16 protein-coding genes are annotated in these 16,640 nt (G+C 71.0%); 7 read left to right on the top strand and 9 right to left on the bottom strand.

Annotated features, from left to right (window positions below):
* From CLM62_RS33705 to CLM62_RS33690, 4 genes are all read right to left on the bottom strand, one after another.
* Positions 1-2,975 (bottom strand): type I polyketide synthase (locus CLM62_RS33705; protein WP_143659193.1); only part of this gene is annotated, 2,975 nt, incomplete at its 3' end.
* A 101-nt stretch (positions 2,976-3,076) separates the two neighbouring features.
* Positions 3,077-3,934, bottom strand: coding sequence for a thioesterase domain-containing protein (locus CLM62_RS33700; protein ID WP_095753685.1), 858 nt, complete (start codon positions 3,932-3,934; stop codon positions 3,077-3,079).
* A complete protein-coding gene (locus CLM62_RS33695) occupies positions 3,918-4,184 on the bottom strand; it encodes an acyl carrier protein (RefSeq protein ID WP_095753684.1) in 267 nt (88 codons plus the stop codon). Before CLM62_RS33695 ends, CLM62_RS33700 begins: the two co-directional genes overlap by 17 nt.
* Before the next feature lie 387 nt (positions 4,185-4,571).
* Entirely contained in the window at positions 4,572-5,399 is an 828-nt protein-coding gene (locus CLM62_RS33690) for an AraC family transcriptional regulator (protein WP_257004236.1), read from the bottom strand.
* Between the two features lie 197 nt (positions 5,400-5,596).
* On the opposite strand from CLM62_RS33690, the gene CLM62_RS33685 reads away from it, so the two are divergent.
* Positions 5,597-6,385, top strand: a complete 789-nt coding sequence (locus tag CLM62_RS33685) for an IclR family transcriptional regulator (RefSeq protein ID WP_095753682.1) — start codon at positions 5,597-5,599, stop codon at positions 6,383-6,385.
* A gap of 404 nt (positions 6,386-6,789) precedes the next feature.
* Here CLM62_RS33685 and CLM62_RS33680 read toward each other — a convergent pair whose 3' ends face one another.
* Entirely contained in the window at positions 6,790-7,791 is a 1,002-nt protein-coding gene (locus CLM62_RS33680) for a glycoside hydrolase family 43 protein (protein ID WP_095753688.1), read from the bottom strand.
* Positions 7,792-7,891: 100 nt separating this feature from the next.
* A complete protein-coding gene (locus CLM62_RS33675) occupies positions 7,892-8,623 on the bottom strand; it encodes an ANTAR domain-containing protein (protein WP_257004235.1) in 732 nt (243 codons plus the stop codon).
* 103 nt (positions 8,624-8,726) lie between these two features.
* Here CLM62_RS33675 and CLM62_RS33670 point away from each other — a divergent pair, with 103 nt between their 5' ends.
* Entirely contained in the window at positions 8,727-9,077 is a 351-nt protein-coding gene (locus CLM62_RS33670; protein WP_095753681.1) for a helix-turn-helix domain-containing protein, read from the top strand.
* A 36-nt stretch (positions 9,078-9,113) separates the two neighbouring features.
* Here CLM62_RS33670 and CLM62_RS33665 read toward each other — a convergent pair whose 3' ends face one another.
* Positions 9,114-9,824 carry a DinB family protein gene (locus CLM62_RS33665; protein ID WP_095753680.1) on the bottom strand — a complete coding sequence of 237 codons (711 nt, stop codon included), beginning with the start codon at positions 9,822-9,824 and terminating at the stop codon, positions 9,114-9,116.
* A gap of 180 nt (positions 9,825-10,004) precedes the next feature.
* On the opposite strand from CLM62_RS33665, the gene CLM62_RS33660 reads away from it, so the two are divergent.
* The 4 genes from CLM62_RS33660 (at position 10,005) to CLM62_RS33650 (ending at position 13,883) form a co-directional block, all read left to right on the top strand.
* A complete protein-coding gene (locus CLM62_RS33660; RefSeq protein WP_095753679.1) occupies positions 10,005-10,874 on the top strand; it encodes a glutathione S-transferase C-terminal domain-containing protein in 870 nt (289 codons plus the stop codon).
* Between the two features lie 229 nt (positions 10,875-11,103).
* Positions 11,104-11,223, top strand: a complete 120-nt coding sequence (locus CLM62_RS53250) for a putative leader peptide (RefSeq protein WP_373559214.1) — start codon at positions 11,104-11,106, stop codon at positions 11,221-11,223.
* Positions 11,224-11,291: 68 nt separating this feature from the next.
* A complete protein-coding gene (locus CLM62_RS33655) occupies positions 11,292-12,488 on the top strand; it encodes an LLM class flavin-dependent oxidoreductase (protein WP_095753678.1) in 1,197 nt (398 codons plus the stop codon).
* A gap of 21 nt (positions 12,489-12,509) precedes the next feature.
* Entirely contained in the window at positions 12,510-13,883 is a 1,374-nt protein-coding gene (locus tag CLM62_RS33650) for an NtaA/DmoA family FMN-dependent monooxygenase (RefSeq protein ID WP_095753677.1), read from the top strand.
* A gap of 3 nt (positions 13,884-13,886) precedes the next feature.
* Here CLM62_RS33650 and CLM62_RS50360 read toward each other — a convergent pair whose 3' ends face one another.
* Both CLM62_RS50360 and CLM62_RS33645 read right to left on the bottom strand, forming a co-directional pair.
* Positions 13,887-14,039 (bottom strand): hypothetical protein, encoded by a 153-nt coding sequence (locus tag CLM62_RS50360; RefSeq protein ID WP_179382341.1) that lies wholly within the window; start codon positions 14,037-14,039, stop codon positions 13,887-13,889.
* 178 nt (positions 14,040-14,217) lie between these two features.
* Positions 14,218-15,303, bottom strand: a complete 1,086-nt coding sequence (locus tag CLM62_RS33645) for a M12 family metallopeptidase (protein ID WP_095753686.1) — start codon at positions 15,301-15,303, stop codon at positions 14,218-14,220.
* Between the two features lie 99 nt (positions 15,304-15,402).
* Between CLM62_RS33645 and CLM62_RS33640 the strand changes: the two genes are divergently transcribed.
* The coding region (locus tag CLM62_RS33640) for an ATP-binding protein (protein WP_107483839.1) at positions 15,403-16,640 on the top strand (1,238 nt) is incomplete at its 3' end.

Below are 16,640 nucleotides of genomic sequence, written 5' to 3'. Positions count from 1 at the left end.
GCGGTCGCGGCGGTCACCGGGACCGGCACGGACGCCGCTGCCGCCGTCGGCGCGGGCGACACCTCGGCCGCGGGCGCGGCCACCGCCGGAGCAGCCTCCGCCGCGGCGGGCACCGCCTCAGCGACCTCCGGCCGAGCCACCCGATAGCCGTTCTCCAGCGCATCGCGGTACGCCGCCTTACGGGCCTGCGGCACGTGGTTGATGCCGTTCAGCGGCACGGTCATGCCCTTGACCGGCTCGGTGACGCAAGGCGCGGCCACGTAACGGTCCTCGGTGGTCAACGGCAGGCCCAGTACGGCGAGTTGGGCCACGGCACGCTTCAGTGAGAGGTCGGCGTCACCCTTGGGGCCCGGGTCGAGCTGCATGGCGAAGTGCTCGCGGTCGCCGAGGATGCGGCGGACCAGCTGGGTCAGCACGCCCTTCGGTCCGAACTCCACGAACGTGCGGAAGCCCGCCGCGTACATCTCCTCGACCCGCTCGGCGAACTGCACCGGCTTGACGAGCTGGTCGACCAGGGTCCGCCGGTTGGCGTCGACGTCCGAACCGTACGAGGCACCCGGTGAGTTGGCGTACACCGGCTGCCGCGGCTCGCGGATCTCCGCGTCGGCCACGCGCTGCCCGAACGCCTCCACCGCGTGTGCGACGAACGGCGTGTGGAACGCCGCCGACACCGGCAGCCGCACCGCCCGTACGCCGGCCCCGTCCGCCGCACGGACCAGCCGCTCCACGGCGTCGGTGGCCCCGCCGAGCACGACCTGGTCGGGGGCGTTGCGGTTGCAGACCGTCAACTCGGGGTGCTCGGCGAGCAGGCGCTCGACCTGCTCCTCGCAAGCGGTGACCGCGGCCATCGCCCCGGCGTCGAAGTCCGGGTCGGCGGGCGGTGCCATGGCGGCCCCCCGCGCCCGGGCCAGAGCGACGTACGTGTCGTCGTCGATCGCGCCGGCGGCCCACAGGGCGGCCAGTTCACCGAAGCTGTGCCCGAGGAAACCGTCGGCGGCGAAGCCCAGTTCGCTCAGGTAACGGAAGTGGCCGGCCGCCAGGGCGCCGATCGCGGGCTGGGCGTACTCGGTGCGGCGCAGCTCGGTCTCGTACGCCGTGCGGGTGGCCTCGTCGAAGGCGGGCGGCGGGAACGCGACGCGAGACAGCGGGAGTTCGTGGTCGGCGAATGCCGCGTTCGCCCGGTCGAAGGCCGCCCGCAGGGGAGGCAGCGCGAGCACGGCGGTCCGGCCGGGCTCGACGTACTGGCTGCCCTGACCCGCGAAGAGCGCGCCCACCTTGCCGGTGGGGGCGGCGCAGCGGCGGAAGTAGACGCCCTTGGGGTGGGACCAGGCTTCCTCGGTGGGCTTCGCCCGCAGTTCGGTCACGGCGAGGGCGCGCAGCTCGGCGAGCTCGGCGTCGGAGCGGGCGACGAGAGCGAGCCGGGGATGGCCGGCCGGAGCGGGTTCGGTCCGCGGCTCCGCGCCACCTTCCAGTGCCCGTACCAGACCGTTCATGTCAGGTTCATGCCATGCATATACCTGGCTCACAGGAGACATGACCCGCAGATCGTCCCCGTCACCGTGTTCCTGAAGCACCACATGGAAGTTGGTGCCGCCGAAGCCGAACGACGAGACGGCCGCGCGCCGTTCGGGCCTGCGCGGGTCGCGGATCCACGGGCGGGCCTGTGCGCTGACGTAGAACGGGCTCTCGGCCCAGTCGATCGCCGGGTTCGGCCGGTCCACGTTGATGGTGGGCGGCAGCACCTTGTGGTGCAGGGCCAGCGCCAGCTTGATCATGCCGGCCGCGCCCGCGGCCGCCTTGGTGTGGCCGATCTGCGACTTCACGCTGCCGACCGCGGCGAACTGCCGGTCCTTCGTGTGCTCCGACACCACCTCCGTCAGCGCCGACAGCTCGGTCGCCTCGCCGACCGCCGTGCCGGTGCCGTGCGCCTCGAACAGCTCGATCGAGTCGGGGGAGACGTCGGCGTCCTCGTACGCGCGGCGCAGCGCCGTCATCTGCCCCTCCTTGCGCGGGGCGTAGATGGACTTGAACCGGCCGTCGCTCGACGAACCGATGCCGCGGAGCACCGCGTAGATCTTGTTGCCGTCCCGCTCGGCATCGGCGAGCCGGCGCAGCGCCAGCATGCCGATGCCCTCACCGATGAGGGTGCCGTCGGCGTTCTCGTCGAAGGGGCGGATACGGCCGCTCTTGGAGAACGCGGGCGTTTTGCTGAAGCACAGGTACATGAAGATGGTGTTCTCGGCGTCGCAGCCGCCCACCAGCATCGTGTCGGAGCGCCCCTCCAGCAGATCGCTGACCGCCGACTTCACCGCGCCCAGCGAGCTGGCGCAGGCCGCGTCGATGGTCATGTTGGTGCCGCCCAGGTCGAGGCGGTTGGCGATGCGGCCGGCGACGACGTTGCCCAGCATGCCGGGGAAGGAGTTCTCCTCCCAGGGCGCGAAGGCCAGCTTGAACTTCTCCGCGATCTCCTCCGCGTCCCGCTGCGTGAGGCCGCAGGAGCGCACGACCTCCTTCAGGACGGGGGTCTGCAGGCGGGCGGTCAGCGGCTGGGTGAGCTGGTTGGCGCCCGTCACGCCGAGGACCACGCCGGTGCGGGAGGCGTCGTACCACTCCTGGTCGGCACCGGCGTCCTTGAGCAGGTCGCGGGCCACGACGAGGCTCAGCAGTTGCAGGACGTCGGTGACTTCGAGGGTGTTCGGGGGCAGCCCGAACTCGAGCGGGTTGAAGGGGACGGTGGGGATGAAGCCGCCGCGCTTGGAGTACGTCTTGTCGGGGGCGGCGGGGTCGGAGTCGTAGTGCTCCGACACGTCCCAGTGGGTGGCCGGGACGTCCTCGATGCAGTCGGCGGCGGAGACCACGTTCGCCCAGAACTCGCGCAGATCGCGCGACTTGGGGTAGAGGGCGGACAGCCCGACGATGGCGATGGGGTCTCGGGCGAGCCGGCGGTCGAGGTCGGACGGGGACGAAGCGTTCACGGCGAGGCTCTCTTGGTCGGACGGCGGGGCCTGGTTGCGGCCCGGGTTCGGTTCGGGGCCCTTCGGGTGACGCGCAAGGGTGGGGAGTGGGCAACCGCCGTTCAGGCGGCGTTGAGCAACGGGGCGATCACTCCGAGGGAGTCGGGGCGGCTGAGCATCGTGTAGTGGTCGCCGGGGCAGCTGTGCAGGGTCAGGCCCTGCGGCGCGAGCTGCCGCCAGCCGAGCGTGGGATCGTCGGGGATCAGGCTCCGCTGGGCCTTGATCAGCACCAGGGGAAGCGGGGCCGGGCCGGGCCGGTGCGGGGCCGTCAGGCGGTTGTTGCGCAGCAGCCCGTCCACGTACGTGTCGTAGAGCTTGCGCAGGCCCGGCAGCGGGGTGTCCGGGTGCAGGGCCCCGGCCGCGACCGCCGCGTCGAGTACGACGGTGAGGCCCTCGTCGACCCCGCGCCCGGCGAGCCGGCCGGGGGCCAGGTCGATCGGGTGGCCCCGCTTCGCCCCCAGGTACATGGCGAACCAGCCGAGGAGCAGATCGGGTTCGAGGGCGTCATCGGGCTGCTGGTACTCCTCGGTGGGCGCGATGCTGTCGAGAAGCACCAGGCGTTCGGGACGCCGCACGGCGGGCGTCTTGCGGCTCATCGCGAGCGCCAGTACGCCGCCGAAGGACCAGCCGGCGAGGGTGTACGGGCCTTTGACCGGGCCCATCGCGGTGAGCAGCCGGTCGGCCAGGGCTTCGACGGTCGTCGCCGCCCTGCCCCCGGTCAGCGCCGCCTCCGCGTACTCGGGGACGGACCCCAGATCCAGCACGGTCAGTCCGTCGCCCTCCGGCAGCGCGTCGGCCAGACCCCGGTAGACCTGGGCCGGGAGTGCCCCGGGGTGGACGACGTACACGGTCCGGCGGCCGGGCGCGGCTGCCCGGAACGGCTGGGCCACCGGCGGCCGTAGGTCACGCGGCGGCCGCACGTCGATCGCTTTCCTCGGCCAGATAGGCCGCCAGGTCCTTGACCGTCGGGTGGTACCAGAGGGTCGTCGTACTCAGCTCGAAACCGAGCCAGTTCTCCAACTCGCCCGCGAGGATGAGGGCTTCGGTCGAGTCCAGGTCCAGCTCGTCGAAGTACACCTCGCGCGAGACCTCTGAGGTCGCCACACCCAGGCGGTGGGCGATCTTTTCGATCAGCCAGTCCTCGGCCTCACGAGTGGTCACTTTGGGCATGGTGCGTCGTCCTTCCTTGAGGAGGGTGTGCGCAGGTCGTCGCGGCCCGGCCCGGGCAGGCGGGCAGCGGGCATCTACATCTCGGCGACGGTCTGTCCCGGCTGACGTGCGTCATCGCACGGGGAGTCAGGCCGGGTCCAAAGAGTGGGGAGTGAGCGGGATTCCGTTCTCGGTCATCGGCGCCGGCGGTGGCGCACGAACAACTGTCGGTGCCTTCGGAGTGGCCGCCCGAAGCACGCGGGTCACAGTCTTGCCACGTGGCTCAATCCTGGACAACCGCTCTTTCGGAGAGTGGAAAGAAAATTGCGTTGACAGGCGTTGACCCACGTGGCGAAGCGTCACCGAACCGGTGAAGCCACCTCACCGGCTCCGTGCTTTACGGTCGCGTTACGGCTGATTGCGTGCCTTTTCCGACTGTCGGAAGGCACCGGGTGACATATTGACGCGGCGTGTGAAGAACTTGCCGAAGTTGGTGGCCTCGGAGAATCCCAGCTGACGGGCGATCGCGCTGATGGGCAGGTCGGTGTGGGCGAGCAGGCGGCGGGCCTCGAGCGCGACCCGGGCGTCGATCAGGTCCTTGGCGGAGGTGTCGGCGGCGGCGCGGCAGGCGCGGGACAGGGCGCGGGGACTGCAGTTCAGGGCGGCGGCGTAGTCCTCCACCAGCCGGGTGGAGTGGAAGGAGCGGTCCAGTTCGCGGCGGAACCGCAGGAAGAGCTCGCCGTTCTTGTCGCTGAGGGCGGGGGCCGTGGAGTCCTTGTGGCGCAGACGGCACATCTGGTCGATGCGCAGGAGTGTCACGGCCAGCAGATGCTTGAGCAGTTCCTCGCCCCGACCGTCGTCGGGCCGCTCGAACTCCACGTGCAGCAGGTCGACGACCCGCCGGAACGAGTGCAGTTCATGGAGGGAGAGCTGCCAGTGGGAAGGGCGCAGCACATCGTCCAGCATCCCCATGTGGGCGCTCATCCGCAGGGGGAACGCCTCGGTGAACATGATGATCTCGGCGTCCATGTCGGGCCGGGGAAATGACTGGACCACCTGATTGGGCCGGGTCCACACCAGCGTGCCCGTGCGGCACGGGAAGGGGCTGGAGTCGACCGAATAACGGCCGGTTCCCTTCGTGACCAGCATGATCTGGTGGAAGTCGAGCCGGTGCGGCGAGGCAAGGAAGTCCGAGGAGACGCCCTCGATCAGTTCCCGCAGGGTCGCCATCGCCATGCCGATGCCCGGCCTACAGATGGGGCTGTAGGGCACGACGGGGATCGGTAACGATGCGAAATCGACCATGAGCGTTCCGGAACTAACCTTTCAGTTGCCGCTTGAGTCTTCAATCATAGAGGTGGCCGCCCGTCACCAGAGTGCCTCTGGTGCATGCACGAGACCGCCATGCCCCCGCATCGAAGGGATCCGACGGGATGACCACCCCCCACTCCGCCGCTCCGGAGCGCTCTGTCGTGGACCGGACGCTCAGCATCCTCGGCGTCTTCGACCGGGACAGCCCTACGCTGACGCTGAGCGACATCAGCCGGCGCTCAGGGCTGCCCGTCGCCACGGTTCACCGCATCGTCACCAAACTGCACGGTTGGGGAGCCCTGGAACGTTCCGCCGACGGCGGCTACAGCATCGGGCTGCGCCTGTGGCAGACGGCCGTCCTGGCACCGCGCATCGCGCTCACCGAGGCCGCGCAGCCGCACCTGCTCGAACTGCACCGGCAGACGGGGGCCGCGGCGATCCTCGCGATCCGTGACGGTGTCGAGAGCGTCTGCCTGTCCTACGTCCCCTACGACGCGCAACCAGAGCCCCGCACCGGCGATCCGGGCAGCCGGGTGCCGTTGCACGCCACCTCGTTGGGTCTGGTCCTGCTCGCCCACGCGAGCGAGCGCGTGCGGAACGAGGTCTGCTCGGGTCCACTGCGTGCCTACACGCCTGCCACGATCACGGACGCCGACATGCTCAAGCGCGCCCTCACCAGGATCAGACAGGAGGGGTTCGCGCGCGTCCACGGCACACTGAACCCCGGAATAGGCGCGGTGGCGTTCCCCGTGCGCGACAGCCGCGGCGTCGTGGTCGCCGCCCTGGGCGTCGCGGCACCCGGCGAAGTCACCCAGCCGACGCGGCTGATGCCTCAGGTGCGCGTCGCGGCCGACGCCGTCTCCCGGTGCCTCCGGACGGACGGATGGCGACTGACGGAGGTCGGCGCGTGACCGGCGGACCGGTGGATGCACGCCACGCACGGACGCGCCCCTACCGCCACGCAGACCTGCGCCGCTCCTTACTGGCGGCCGCCCTCGACGTCATCCGCGCCCCGGGCCCGTCCGGACTGAGTCCGCGGTACCTAAGCGGCTCCGGGTAAGTGCGGGCACGCCGGGCGGGTGTCTCACACCCGGCGCCGGCCCACCACCTGCTCAGCCGCAGCCTCGACGAGGTGCTCGAAGACCTCGCCCCTCAGGCGGTGATGCGGGAGACCGGTGGAACGCTGGTCACGCACTCGGATTGACCCTGTCGTCCCGACGGTGTTCACCGGCGGGTTTGCCGACCATGGCGGACCCGCTGGATGCCTTTGTGTCGACCGGCCAGGGCGAGCACCGCTCGGCGGCGCAGCGTGGTGTCATCCGCCCCCATCGAGATCGGCGCGCCGGCGGAGCACTCGTAGCTCCTGACCGAGGAACTGCATCTCGTACAGCTTCCCCCGGGCGTTGTCGAAGGGGCGGTGGAGGACCATCATCAGCTGCCCGTCGAAGGTGTGGAACAGCATGCCGTGACCGCTGTCGTCGCGGACCAGTGGCCGGTGCTGCTGCCACGGTCCTGTGATGTCGCCGGAGGTCGAGACGGCGTAGGTCTGTACGTAGCCGCCGGTGATGGTGCCGTCCGGGCCGATCAAGTTCTTTTCGTACGTCGACCACAACATGAGCAGCGTGCCGTCAGGGGTGCGGTACAGCTGAGGGCCGTCGGTGATGTAGGGCGGGAGCTGGTTCGGGACGCCGCCCGGGATCTGCTCGCTGATCCAGGGCGCGTCCGAGGCCTTGAACAGGAGGATCGGATCTCCGATCGTCCGGGACAGGTCCGAAGTCAGCCGGATCGCTTCCATGGTTCCGTCGATGGTCTGCAACCACTCGTGCGCGTACACCATCCAGGGCTGCCCGGACGGGTCGACGTAGAGCGTGCCGTCGAGGGTCATGAGGTGTTCGGGCGGGGCGGGGCGTGAGGGGTCGAGGACGGTGAAGGGGCCCAGCAGCGAGTCGGAGACGGCCGTGGTGGTGCCGCGCATGTAGTTCGGGATCTGGAACGGCGTGCCCCACTGGTTGGGTGGTGGTACCGGAAGCGGCTTGTCCTGGTTGTGCAGGGTGGTGAACAGGTAGTACGTGCCGCCCCGTTCGTGCACCTCCGGCGCCCAGCCGCCGTCGGTCGCCCAGATTCCCCGCTGCTCGGCGGCCAGGAAAACCACGACGGGGCGCGTCCAGTCGCGCAGGTCGTGGCTGCGGTAGACCATCGTGCCGGTGCCGTCCACGCCCGATACGGACGGGGCGTTGGAGGTGTAGAGGTAGTAGGCGCGGGTCTTCTCGTCGGCGACGATGAACGGGTCGTGCAGCGGCATGTCGGGAAGCCGCATCGGTTCGGTCTCGGCCACGGTCGAAGACTACGGTGGCACGGTGTCGGCGGAAGCCGACGCCCGAGCGAGGCATGCTGCCGTCGCCCTCCGGTCGGCGGTGTCACTCGTCGTCCGGGGCGGCTGCCGGGTGTGTGAGTGTCGCGACCGCGGCGGCCAGTTGCATCTGCACGGGCTCCGGCAGTGCGTCGCCCCTGACCGTGTTCACCAGGTCCCGGGCCAGGTGGTGCACCTTGATGTTGGTGTTCTGGGAGGTCCTGACCAGGGTGGTCCAGGCGTCCTCCGGGCTGAGGCCGAAGCTGGCCATGAGGATGCCGCGGGCCAGGTCGATCGTCGGCCGGGTCTGCATCGCCCGGCGCAGCTGCACCAGCTCGATGCGCGGGTCGGGCCGCTGCCCCGGATCGTCCGCGTCGGCAGCGGTGAACAGGGACCGGGCGTCGGTGAGATCGAGTACCCGCTCGACAACGGGTCCGGCGGCACGCAGGGTGACGGTCTTCGACTCGTCCAGGGCCTGTTGCCGGATGCCCAGCAGGACGTTGAGGGTGGAGCAATCGAAGAACTCGACCCCGCTGAGGTCCAGGTCGATGCCTCGGGTCGAGTCGGCCAGTGCCGAGCGCAAGGTGTGCCGCAACCAAGGCTCCGCTTGAAGACCGAGTTCGCCCCACACGGTCACGACCATGCGATCGCCCTCCTGGTCGACGAGGGCGGTCACCTCGGAGGCTCCGGGTGCCCCGCTACGGTCGACCGGTCCCGCACAGCGGTCGCCGTCCCCCGACCCGGAGTGCGCAGAGTACGCCGACTGCGGCATGACGCTCTCCCACGGCCTGTCGTCCACTTGCCTCTCCCACGCTCACGCCTACGCACCGGACACGTCAACAGATACACGAAATAAATTTCGGGTGTTTGTGTGCGTGAAACCCTAAACGTATGATGCGGGCATGCGTGTAGTGCCTGAGCCGCACACTGGCTGGACGTTCATTACCAACCACGCGCGCGTGCTGGCCGTCATCGCCGACGATCCGAACGCGCGCATCCGGGACATCGCGGCGCACTGCCGGCTCACGGAGCGTGCCGTCCAGAAGATCATCTCCGACCTGGAGCAGGCCGGCTACCTGTCACACACCCGGGCGGGGCGCGGCAACACCTACCGGATCGAGCCCGGCAAGGTCCTGCGCCACCCCGCGGAAGCCGGCCTCAGCGTGGCATCCCTGCTCTCCCTGCTGGTGCAGGCCGAGGCCGACCGCACAGCTCAGAGCCGCGTCGGCGCCGACGGCAACCGGCCCGGTTAGGGCGTCTGTTCCGGTCATCGAGGCCACACCGGAGGGTCATGCGTTCGCCGGCTGCGGGGCGAGCAGGTCTGCGAGGTCCATGCGGGTGAGGAACTCGCGTCGGTTGCGGTCGGCGACGTTCGAGACCTCTTCGGAGCCGTAACGAGCCGGGCACCGCCGCATCATCGCCATCGCCTCCCACCGCAGGGCGAGCGCCTCGTCGAGTGATGGGCGCGCGTCACGGTCGTGCGGCACTCCCGGCCGAGGGCTCATCTGGTCCCACGGCAGGGACAGCGGGTGCCACGGGCGGGGATCGCCCAGGACGCAGCGCCCGACCCACGACTCGGTCGCGAACGCGAGATGGCGCAGGGTCTGGATGAACGACCACTCGCCGTCGACCGACTCGTGCAGCCTCGGCGGGGGCAGCCGGCGCGCCCGTGCCAGGGTCGCCTCCCACAGCCGCTCGTTGAGGTCCCAGGCCGCCCGGAATCCCTCCGGAGTGGCCGGCCGGAACTTGGGGCGGTCGGGACACCGGCGATCCAGCTCGGCCTCCACCAGCGGCGCGACATCCACCCCGTTGATGACGAGGCCCTGGATCTCGCCGTCGATGCGGGTGCCGACCATCTCGACGCCGCGCATCACGACCTGGTTGAGCTCACATGCCCGCAGCGTCGCCCCGTTGAGGCTCACCGTGGTGAACCGCGCCCCCGTCATGTCCGCGCGCTCGAACTCCCTGCCGCGCAGGTCGGCAAAGCCACGGTCGCTCATGGCGGTCAGACTACGGCTGGAGCGCTGCTGCCGGATCACGTAATGGAGAGGCCGGTCTCAGGCGGCGCGATTCCGTGGTGTGGACACCCTCTTGACGTCACTCGGAGGTGGATCGAGACTCCGGAGAGGAATCCTAGTGAACAGGTAGGAAAACCCGCGCACCTACTCCCGGGGAGCCCCATGTCCGTCACACCCTCCGCCGTCGTCCCCACCGCGCAGCCCGCCCACGCATTCCGGGGCCGGCTCGGCCGGGACGCGCGCAGCGGGCACTACGCCGTGCCGCGCCGCTACCGCCTCCATCTGTCGACCGCGTGTCCCGACGGACTCCGAATCGCCGTCGTCCACGGCCTGCTCGGCCTCGACGACGTCTGTCCGGTGACGCTCCTGGACGCCGTACCCGACTGTCCGGACGGCGGTCACTCCACGCTGCGTCCGCTGTACGACGCGAGCGCGCACCGGTACACCGGCGCGGCCGCGGCGCCGGTCCTCAGCGACGACTGGTCGGGGCGGATCGTCAGCGCCCACGCCCCGGACATCATGCGCGACCTGACCCGGCACTTCGGCGCCGGGCGGCCGGCGCTCTACCCGTGCGGCGCGGAGAGCGAGATCGAAGCCGTCGAGCGGCTGTGCGCCCAGGATGTCGAGGCGGCCGCGCAGCACGCCGGAAGGGCCGACGGCGACGCGGGGCAGCGGGCGGCGGCGCTCGGTTCGCTGTTCGGCGCGCTGGGCCGACTGGAGCGGCGGCTGGCCTTCCAAGCCTATGTACTCGGCGATCAACTCACCGCCGCCGACATCGAGTTGTGGGTCGCGCTGGTGCGGCTCGACACCGTGCACCGCCACCACCTGGACGCCGCCGCGGTGCACCGCGTCGCCGACCACCCCGCCCTGTGGGCGTACGCCCGCCGCCTGGCCGCCCACCCGGCCTTCGGCACCCACCTCGACCTCGACGGCATCGCCCGAAGGCATCACGCCCACTGCCGGGGGCTGGAGGCCGCCGGAGCGGCCGTGCAGATCCTCGACTGGGCGGGCCATGTCGGCCGGAGGGTCTAGCTGGTCCGTCGGACCACACAGCCCGGATGCAGACCACAGGGCCACAGGGCCCGGATGCAGACCACAGGGCCCGGATACAGATCACTCGGCCCCGGATACAGATCACTCGGCTTGGAACAGACCCCACAGCCTGGAACAGACCGCACGGCCGGGCCGTTGTGACTGACGACGAGATACGGGATACGAGATGCGCACGACGACCCCGGCGCCCCGGACGGAGGTGGAGGACATGCCCCGCACACCCCACCCCCGTGTCCTCGTTCTCAACCCGCGCCGCCGCGTCCGCCTCCACTCCCGGCCGCACATCGACCTCCAGCGCGTGGCCGGCGCGCTCTGTTGCTGTTCCTGACCCGTCGCCCACCGCAGTGCCCTCCCCCATGAGGGCCTCTCGTACGGACCTTCAGGAAGGCGCCCCTCGTGTCCCCTTCTTCCCTCGCGCTGCACCTCGCCGTCGCCCTGGACGGCACCGGCTGGCATCCGGCCTCCTGGCGTGAGCCGGTGGCCCGGCCCCGGGACCTGTTCACCGCCGGCTACTGGGCCGACCTGGTCGCCGAGGCCGAGCGCGGCCTGCTCGACTTCGTGACCTTCGAGGACGGCCTCGGCCCCCAGTCCTCGCACCTCCTCGACCCGGACGAGCGCACCGACCAGGTCCGCGGCCGCCTCGACGCCGTCCTGATCGCCTCCCGCGTCGCCCCGTTGACCCGGCACATAGGCCTCGTCCCGACCGTGGTGGCCACCCACACGGAGCCGTTCCACATCTCCAAGGCCATCGCCACCCTCGACTACGTCAGCACCGGCCGGGCCGGCCTGCGGGTGCAGGTCACCGCGCGCCCGAACGAGGCCGCGCACTTCGGCCGCCGCACCATCCCCCGCATCGACGCCTACGACAGCCCGGGCGCCGAGGACGTGCTGAGCGACCTCTTCGACGAGGCGGCCGACCACGTGGAGGTCGTGCGCCGGCTCTGGGACAGCTGGGAGGACGACGCGGAGATCCGGGACGTCGCCACCGGCCGCTTCATCGACCGCGACAAGCTGCACTACATCGACTTCCAGGGGCGCCACTTCAGCGTCAAGGGCCCCTCCGTCACGCCCCGCCCGCCGCAGGGCCAGCCGATCGTCAGCGCTCTCGCCCACCAGACCGTCCCGTACCGGCTGGTGGCCCGGCAGGCCGACATCGGGTACGTCACCCCGCACGACACCGACCAGGCCCGCGCGATCGTCGCGGAGATCCGCGCCGAACAGGAGACGGCCGGCCGCGCCGACGAGCCCCTGCACCTCTTCGGTGACCTCGTGGTCTTCCTCGACGACGACCCCGCCGCCGCGGCGGCCCGACGGGAGCGTCTCGACACCCTGGCGGGGGAGACGTACACGAGCGATGCCCGCGTCTTCACCGGCACGCCCGCCCAACTGGCCGATCTGCTGGGCGAGTTGTGGGAGGCAGGACTCACCGGTTTCCGGCTGCGCCCCGCCGTCCTCGGCCACGACCTTCCGGCCATCACCCGGGAGCTGGTCCCCGAACTCCAGCGCCGTGGCGTCTTCCGCCGCGCCTACGAGGCCGACACCCTGCGCGGTCTGCTGGGCATGGCCCGCCCCGCCAACCGTTACGCCGCCTGAGCCGGAAGGATCCATGGACCGATGACCAAGCCCCTGAAGCAGATCCATCTGGCCGCCCACTTCCCGGGCGTCAACAACACCACCGTCTGGAGCGACCCGGCGGCCGGCAGCCACATCGAGTTCGGCTCCTTCGTCCACTTCGCGCGCACCGCCGAACGCGCGAAGTTCGACTTCCTGTTCCTCGCCGAGGGACTCAGGCTGCGCGAGCACGGCGGCAGAATCTACGACTTGGACGTCGTCGGCCGCCCCGACACGTTCACCGTCCTCGCCGCGCTCGCCGCCGTCACCGAGCGCCTCGGTCTGACCGGCACCATCAACTCCACGTTCAACGAGCCCTACGAGGTCGCCCGCCAGTTCGCGAGCCTCGACCATCTCTCCGGTGGTCGCTCCGCCTGGAACGTCGTCACCTCCTGGGACGCCTTCACCGGCGAGAACTTCCGCCGCGGCGGCTTCCTGCCGCAGGACGAGCGCTATTCGCGCGCGAAGGAGTTCCTGGCCACCGCGGGCGAACTCTTCGACTCCTGGCGTGGTGACGAGATCGTCGCCGACCCGGCGACCGGCACCTTCCTGCGCGACGCGAAGGCCGGCTCCTTCGTCCACACCGGACAGCACTTCGACATCCACGGGCGGTTCAACGTGCCGCGCTCCCCACAGGGCCGGCCGGTGATCTTCCAGGCCGGCGACTCCGAGGAGGGCCGCGAGTTCGCCGCCTCCGACGCCGACGCGATCTTCAGCCGGTACGCCACCCTGGAGGAGGGCCAGGCCTTCTACACGGACGTCAAGAACCGCCTGGCCAAGTACGGCCGTGGCCACGACCAGCTCAAGATCCTGCCGGCCGCGACCTTCGTGCTCGGCGACACCGACGCCGAGGCGGAGGAACTGGCCAAGGAGGTGCGCCGACAGCAGGTCAGCGGGGCCACCGCCATCAGGCACCTGGAGTTCGTCTGGAACCGGGACCTGTCGGCGTACGACCCCGACGGCCCCCTGCCCGACATCGACCCCGACATCAGCGAGCACCACATCGCCCGGGGCCGCGCCCAGGTCCGCATGTACCGCGACCCGCTGGCCACCGCCCACGCATGGCGGGAGCAGGCGGCCGCCAACAACTGGTCGATCCGCGACCTGGTCATCGAGACCGGCAACCGCCAGAACTTCGTAGGCTCCCCGGCCACCGTCGCCCGGACCATCGACGACTTCGTCCAGGCCGACGCGAGCGACGGCTTCATCCTCGTCCCGCACCTCACCCCGGGCGGCCTCGACGCCTTCGCGGACAAGGTCGTCCCGCTGCTCCAGGAACAGGGCGTCTTCCGCACGGAGTACGAGGGCCCGACCCTGCGTGACCACCTGGGCATCGCCCACCCGGACGATCCACGGAGGGCACGCGTGGCGTCGTAACCGTCACTCCGCCCAGTCGAGCTGATGCTCGGGCGTCCCCACCGACCGCCCGTACGCGATCGCCTCGGCACGGCCGGCCTTGCGCAGCCGCAGCCCACTCGGCTGGAACTCTGCTCCGACGCGCAGGCTTTCACCGATGACGTATCCGGTGATCACGCGCTGTCTACCGCCAACTCGCCGACGATCCACGGGCGGTGAGACTACCTGCCGTACGACGGCCCGACATGGCGTGGCCGGAGGACGTCACCCTCCCCCGAAGGTGACGTCCTCCGACCGCTTCCCCCGGCGCCGGACAGTGGTCCGAGCATCGTCCGTGTGCGGCCTGCTCGTGCTGTCACCAGCACATGACGGCTGTTTCCCCCGAACCCCAGCCGGAGTACAGGCGCACACGGACGAAGTAGCGGCGGCCCTTGACGAGATGGGCCTTGATCGTGGCGTTGTGCGGTGTTCCCCCGTCGTCCTGGCCGGTGAGGTAGCGGGGCTCGCCGTCCCGTTCCTCGAAGACCACGACGACCGTGTCGCTGTCGCCGAACGTGCCCACGGTGTACTCGCGGGTCTCCGGCGGCTCGACGACGAAGTCGGCCTGTTCGCCCGGGCCGAGACCGAGCGGCGACGAGCGGAAGGGCACCAGCGCCACCGGCCGCGGCAGGTCGGCCGACGGGTACCAGCGCAGGGCGAACTCCTTGTCGGCGGCCGAGAGCGTGCCGGGCGGGTTCAGACCCGCGCGGTACTGCTCCGGCTCCAGGATCAGCCCCGCAGAGAAGGGGTACTGCATGATCGAGTGCGGGTCCCAGACGGAACCGTTGACCTCGTCGCGGTCGAGCTTGCGCAGGATGTTGAAGAACGTCCGGTCCCGGTTCCAGAAGTTCGGCGGACCCGCCAGATCGGCGTAGACGGCCTCGTCGTCCCAGTGGATGCCGGCGAACGGGCTCTGGTGCTCGTGGAGCATGCCGAGCGCGTGCCCGATCTCGTGCAGGGCCGTCCCGCGCTCCCCGGGTGCGGTCAGGTCCCAGCCGAAGTTCATGGTGCGTTCGTGCAGGCCGACCCGCAGCGCGTCCTTGCCCACGGTCGACCAGGAGCCGTCGCCGAGCTGGAACCCGATGCGCAGTTCGGCCTCCGAACGGTCGCCGACCTCGGCGAACGACACCCCGATGCCGAGGTCCTGCCACTGATGGAAGCACTCGCGTACGACGTCCTGCTGTTCCTTGGCGCCGGCCCATGACACCCGCCGGGTCGCCCCGGTGCCAGGGACGGGGATGACGGACCCGTCGGTGTCGTCGTCGAAGAAGTAGTAGTGCAGCACGGTGTGGTTGACCCACATACGGCTTCCGCCGATGAGCGCACTGAGCCGCTCGGCGGCCAGCCCCGCCGCGAAGGCGGGGGCGGGCTGCTGCGCGAGGGAGCAGTAGCGTGCGGTCATGGCGATGAGCATGCCGTCCGCCGTCCCGGGAGCGCCTGAGTCGGGGCCTACTCAAGTCACCCTGTATCAGGCTTGAGTACGGCGACTCTAGCTTCCGTGATGACTTTGGAACGGGACGCGAAGACCCTGGCGCTGCCCTGGCCCTTCACCGGCCGGGAGGACGAACTCGAACTGGTCCGCCGGTCCGTGACCTCCGCACGCAGCGGCATCGTGGTGACCGGACCGGCCGGCAGCGGCAAGACCCGCCTCGTGACGGAGGCCGTCCGTGGGTCCGACTGCGCCAAGGTGGCCGGCACCCCCGAGACCCGCCGGATCCCCTTCGCCGCGTTCGCACACCTCCTTCCCGAGAACGTCTCGCTGCACCGCGCGGTCCAGCTGCTGTCCGGCACCCGGCTGTTGCTGGTCGACGACGCCCATCTGCTCGACGACGCCTCGGCCGGCCTGGTCCACCAACTGGCCGTGCACGGACGCACCCGCCTGCTGGTCGTCGCCACCGACGGCGCCCCGGCGCCCGGCGCGATCTCCCGGCTGTGGACCGGTGAACTGCTGCCGCGTCTCGCCCTGGAGCCCCTGCCCCGGGAGGAGACGGCCCACCTGCTGACGGCGGGCGCCGGCGGCCTGGAGCCGCTCACCGTCAACCGGCTGTACCGCCTGTGCCAGGGGGACCTGCGGCTGCTGCGCGACCTGGTGGGCGCGGTGCGCGAGGGCGGGCTGCTCACCCGCGTTCCCGGCACCGACGAGTGGGCGTGGCGCGGCCCGGTGCCGCTGACCGCGACCGTACGCGAGCGGAGCGCGCCCGTCCTCGACCGCGGCTGCCCCGACGAGAGCGAGACCCTCGAGTCGCTGGCCTTCGCCGAGCCCCTGCCGCTGCGTCTGGACGACCTCGACCTGCGGAGCCTCGAACGCCTGGAGGCCGACGGCCTGGTCCATGTCGACGATCACGGCACCGTCCGCCTCGCCCATCCCCTGCACGGCCCGGTGGTACGGGCCGCCGCCGGACGGCTGCGGGCCAAGCGACTGGCCCGCACGCCGGACAGCTGCACAGCCGCCCTGGAGACGGAGGCGGCCACGCTGACACGCGGGATCGAGAGTGCCGACGTACGGACGATTCCCGCGCCCGTGGGGGAGTGGCTGGTGGCGGAGGGCGCACCGGTGCCGGCCGGCTACGCGGCCGTACGGGCGCGGTTCTCGCGGCTGCGGGGGGAACTGCGGGAGGCGGCCGCCTGGGCGAGGGAGGGGCTGCGGGGCGCGCCCGACGACCGGTCCTGCCGCGCCGAACTCGCCCTGGCCGCCGCCCAGTCGGGCGAGCTCTCCCCGGAGGGCCTCGGGGAGGCGAC

It is taken from the genome of Streptomyces sp. SA15 (assembly GCF_002291145.1).
Lineage (GTDB): Bacteria > Actinomycetota > Actinomycetes > Streptomycetales > Streptomycetaceae > Streptomyces.
This window is presented reverse-complemented; position numbering and strand designations above follow the sequence as displayed.

Coding starts and splice junctions, on each gene's coding strand:
- CLM62_RS33665 (WP_095753680.1), bottom strand. CDS start 9,824: ATGAGCGACCGTGGCTTTGCCGACCTGCGCGGCAGGGAGTTCGAGCGC.
- CLM62_RS53250 (WP_373559214.1), top strand. CDS start 11,104: ATGCCCCGCACACCCCACCCCCGTGTCCTCGTTCTCAACCCGCGCCGC.
- CLM62_RS33690 (WP_257004236.1), bottom strand. CDS start 5,399: ATGGCGATGGCGACCCTGCGGGAACTGATCGAGGGCGTCTCCTCGGAC.
- CLM62_RS33695 (WP_095753684.1), bottom strand. CDS start 4,184: ATGCCCAAAGTGACCACTCGTGAGGCCGAGGACTGGCTGATCGAAAAG.
- CLM62_RS33680 (WP_095753688.1), bottom strand. CDS start 7,791: ATGCGGCTTCCCGACATGCCGCTGCACGACCCGTTCATCGTCGCCGAC.
- CLM62_RS33650 (WP_095753677.1), top strand. CDS start 12,510: ATGACCAAGCCCCTGAAGCAGATCCATCTGGCCGCCCACTTCCCGGGC.
- CLM62_RS33685 (WP_095753682.1), top strand. CDS start 5,597: ATGACCACCCCCCACTCCGCCGCTCCGGAGCGCTCTGTCGTGGACCGG.
- CLM62_RS33670 (WP_095753681.1), top strand. CDS start 8,727: ATGCGTGTAGTGCCTGAGCCGCACACTGGCTGGACGTTCATTACCAAC.
- CLM62_RS33660 (WP_095753679.1), top strand. CDS start 10,005: ATGTCCGTCACACCCTCCGCCGTCGTCCCCACCGCGCAGCCCGCCCAC.
- CLM62_RS33645 (WP_095753686.1), bottom strand. CDS start 15,303: ATGACCGCACGCTACTGCTCCCTCGCGCAGCAGCCCGCCCCCGCCTTC.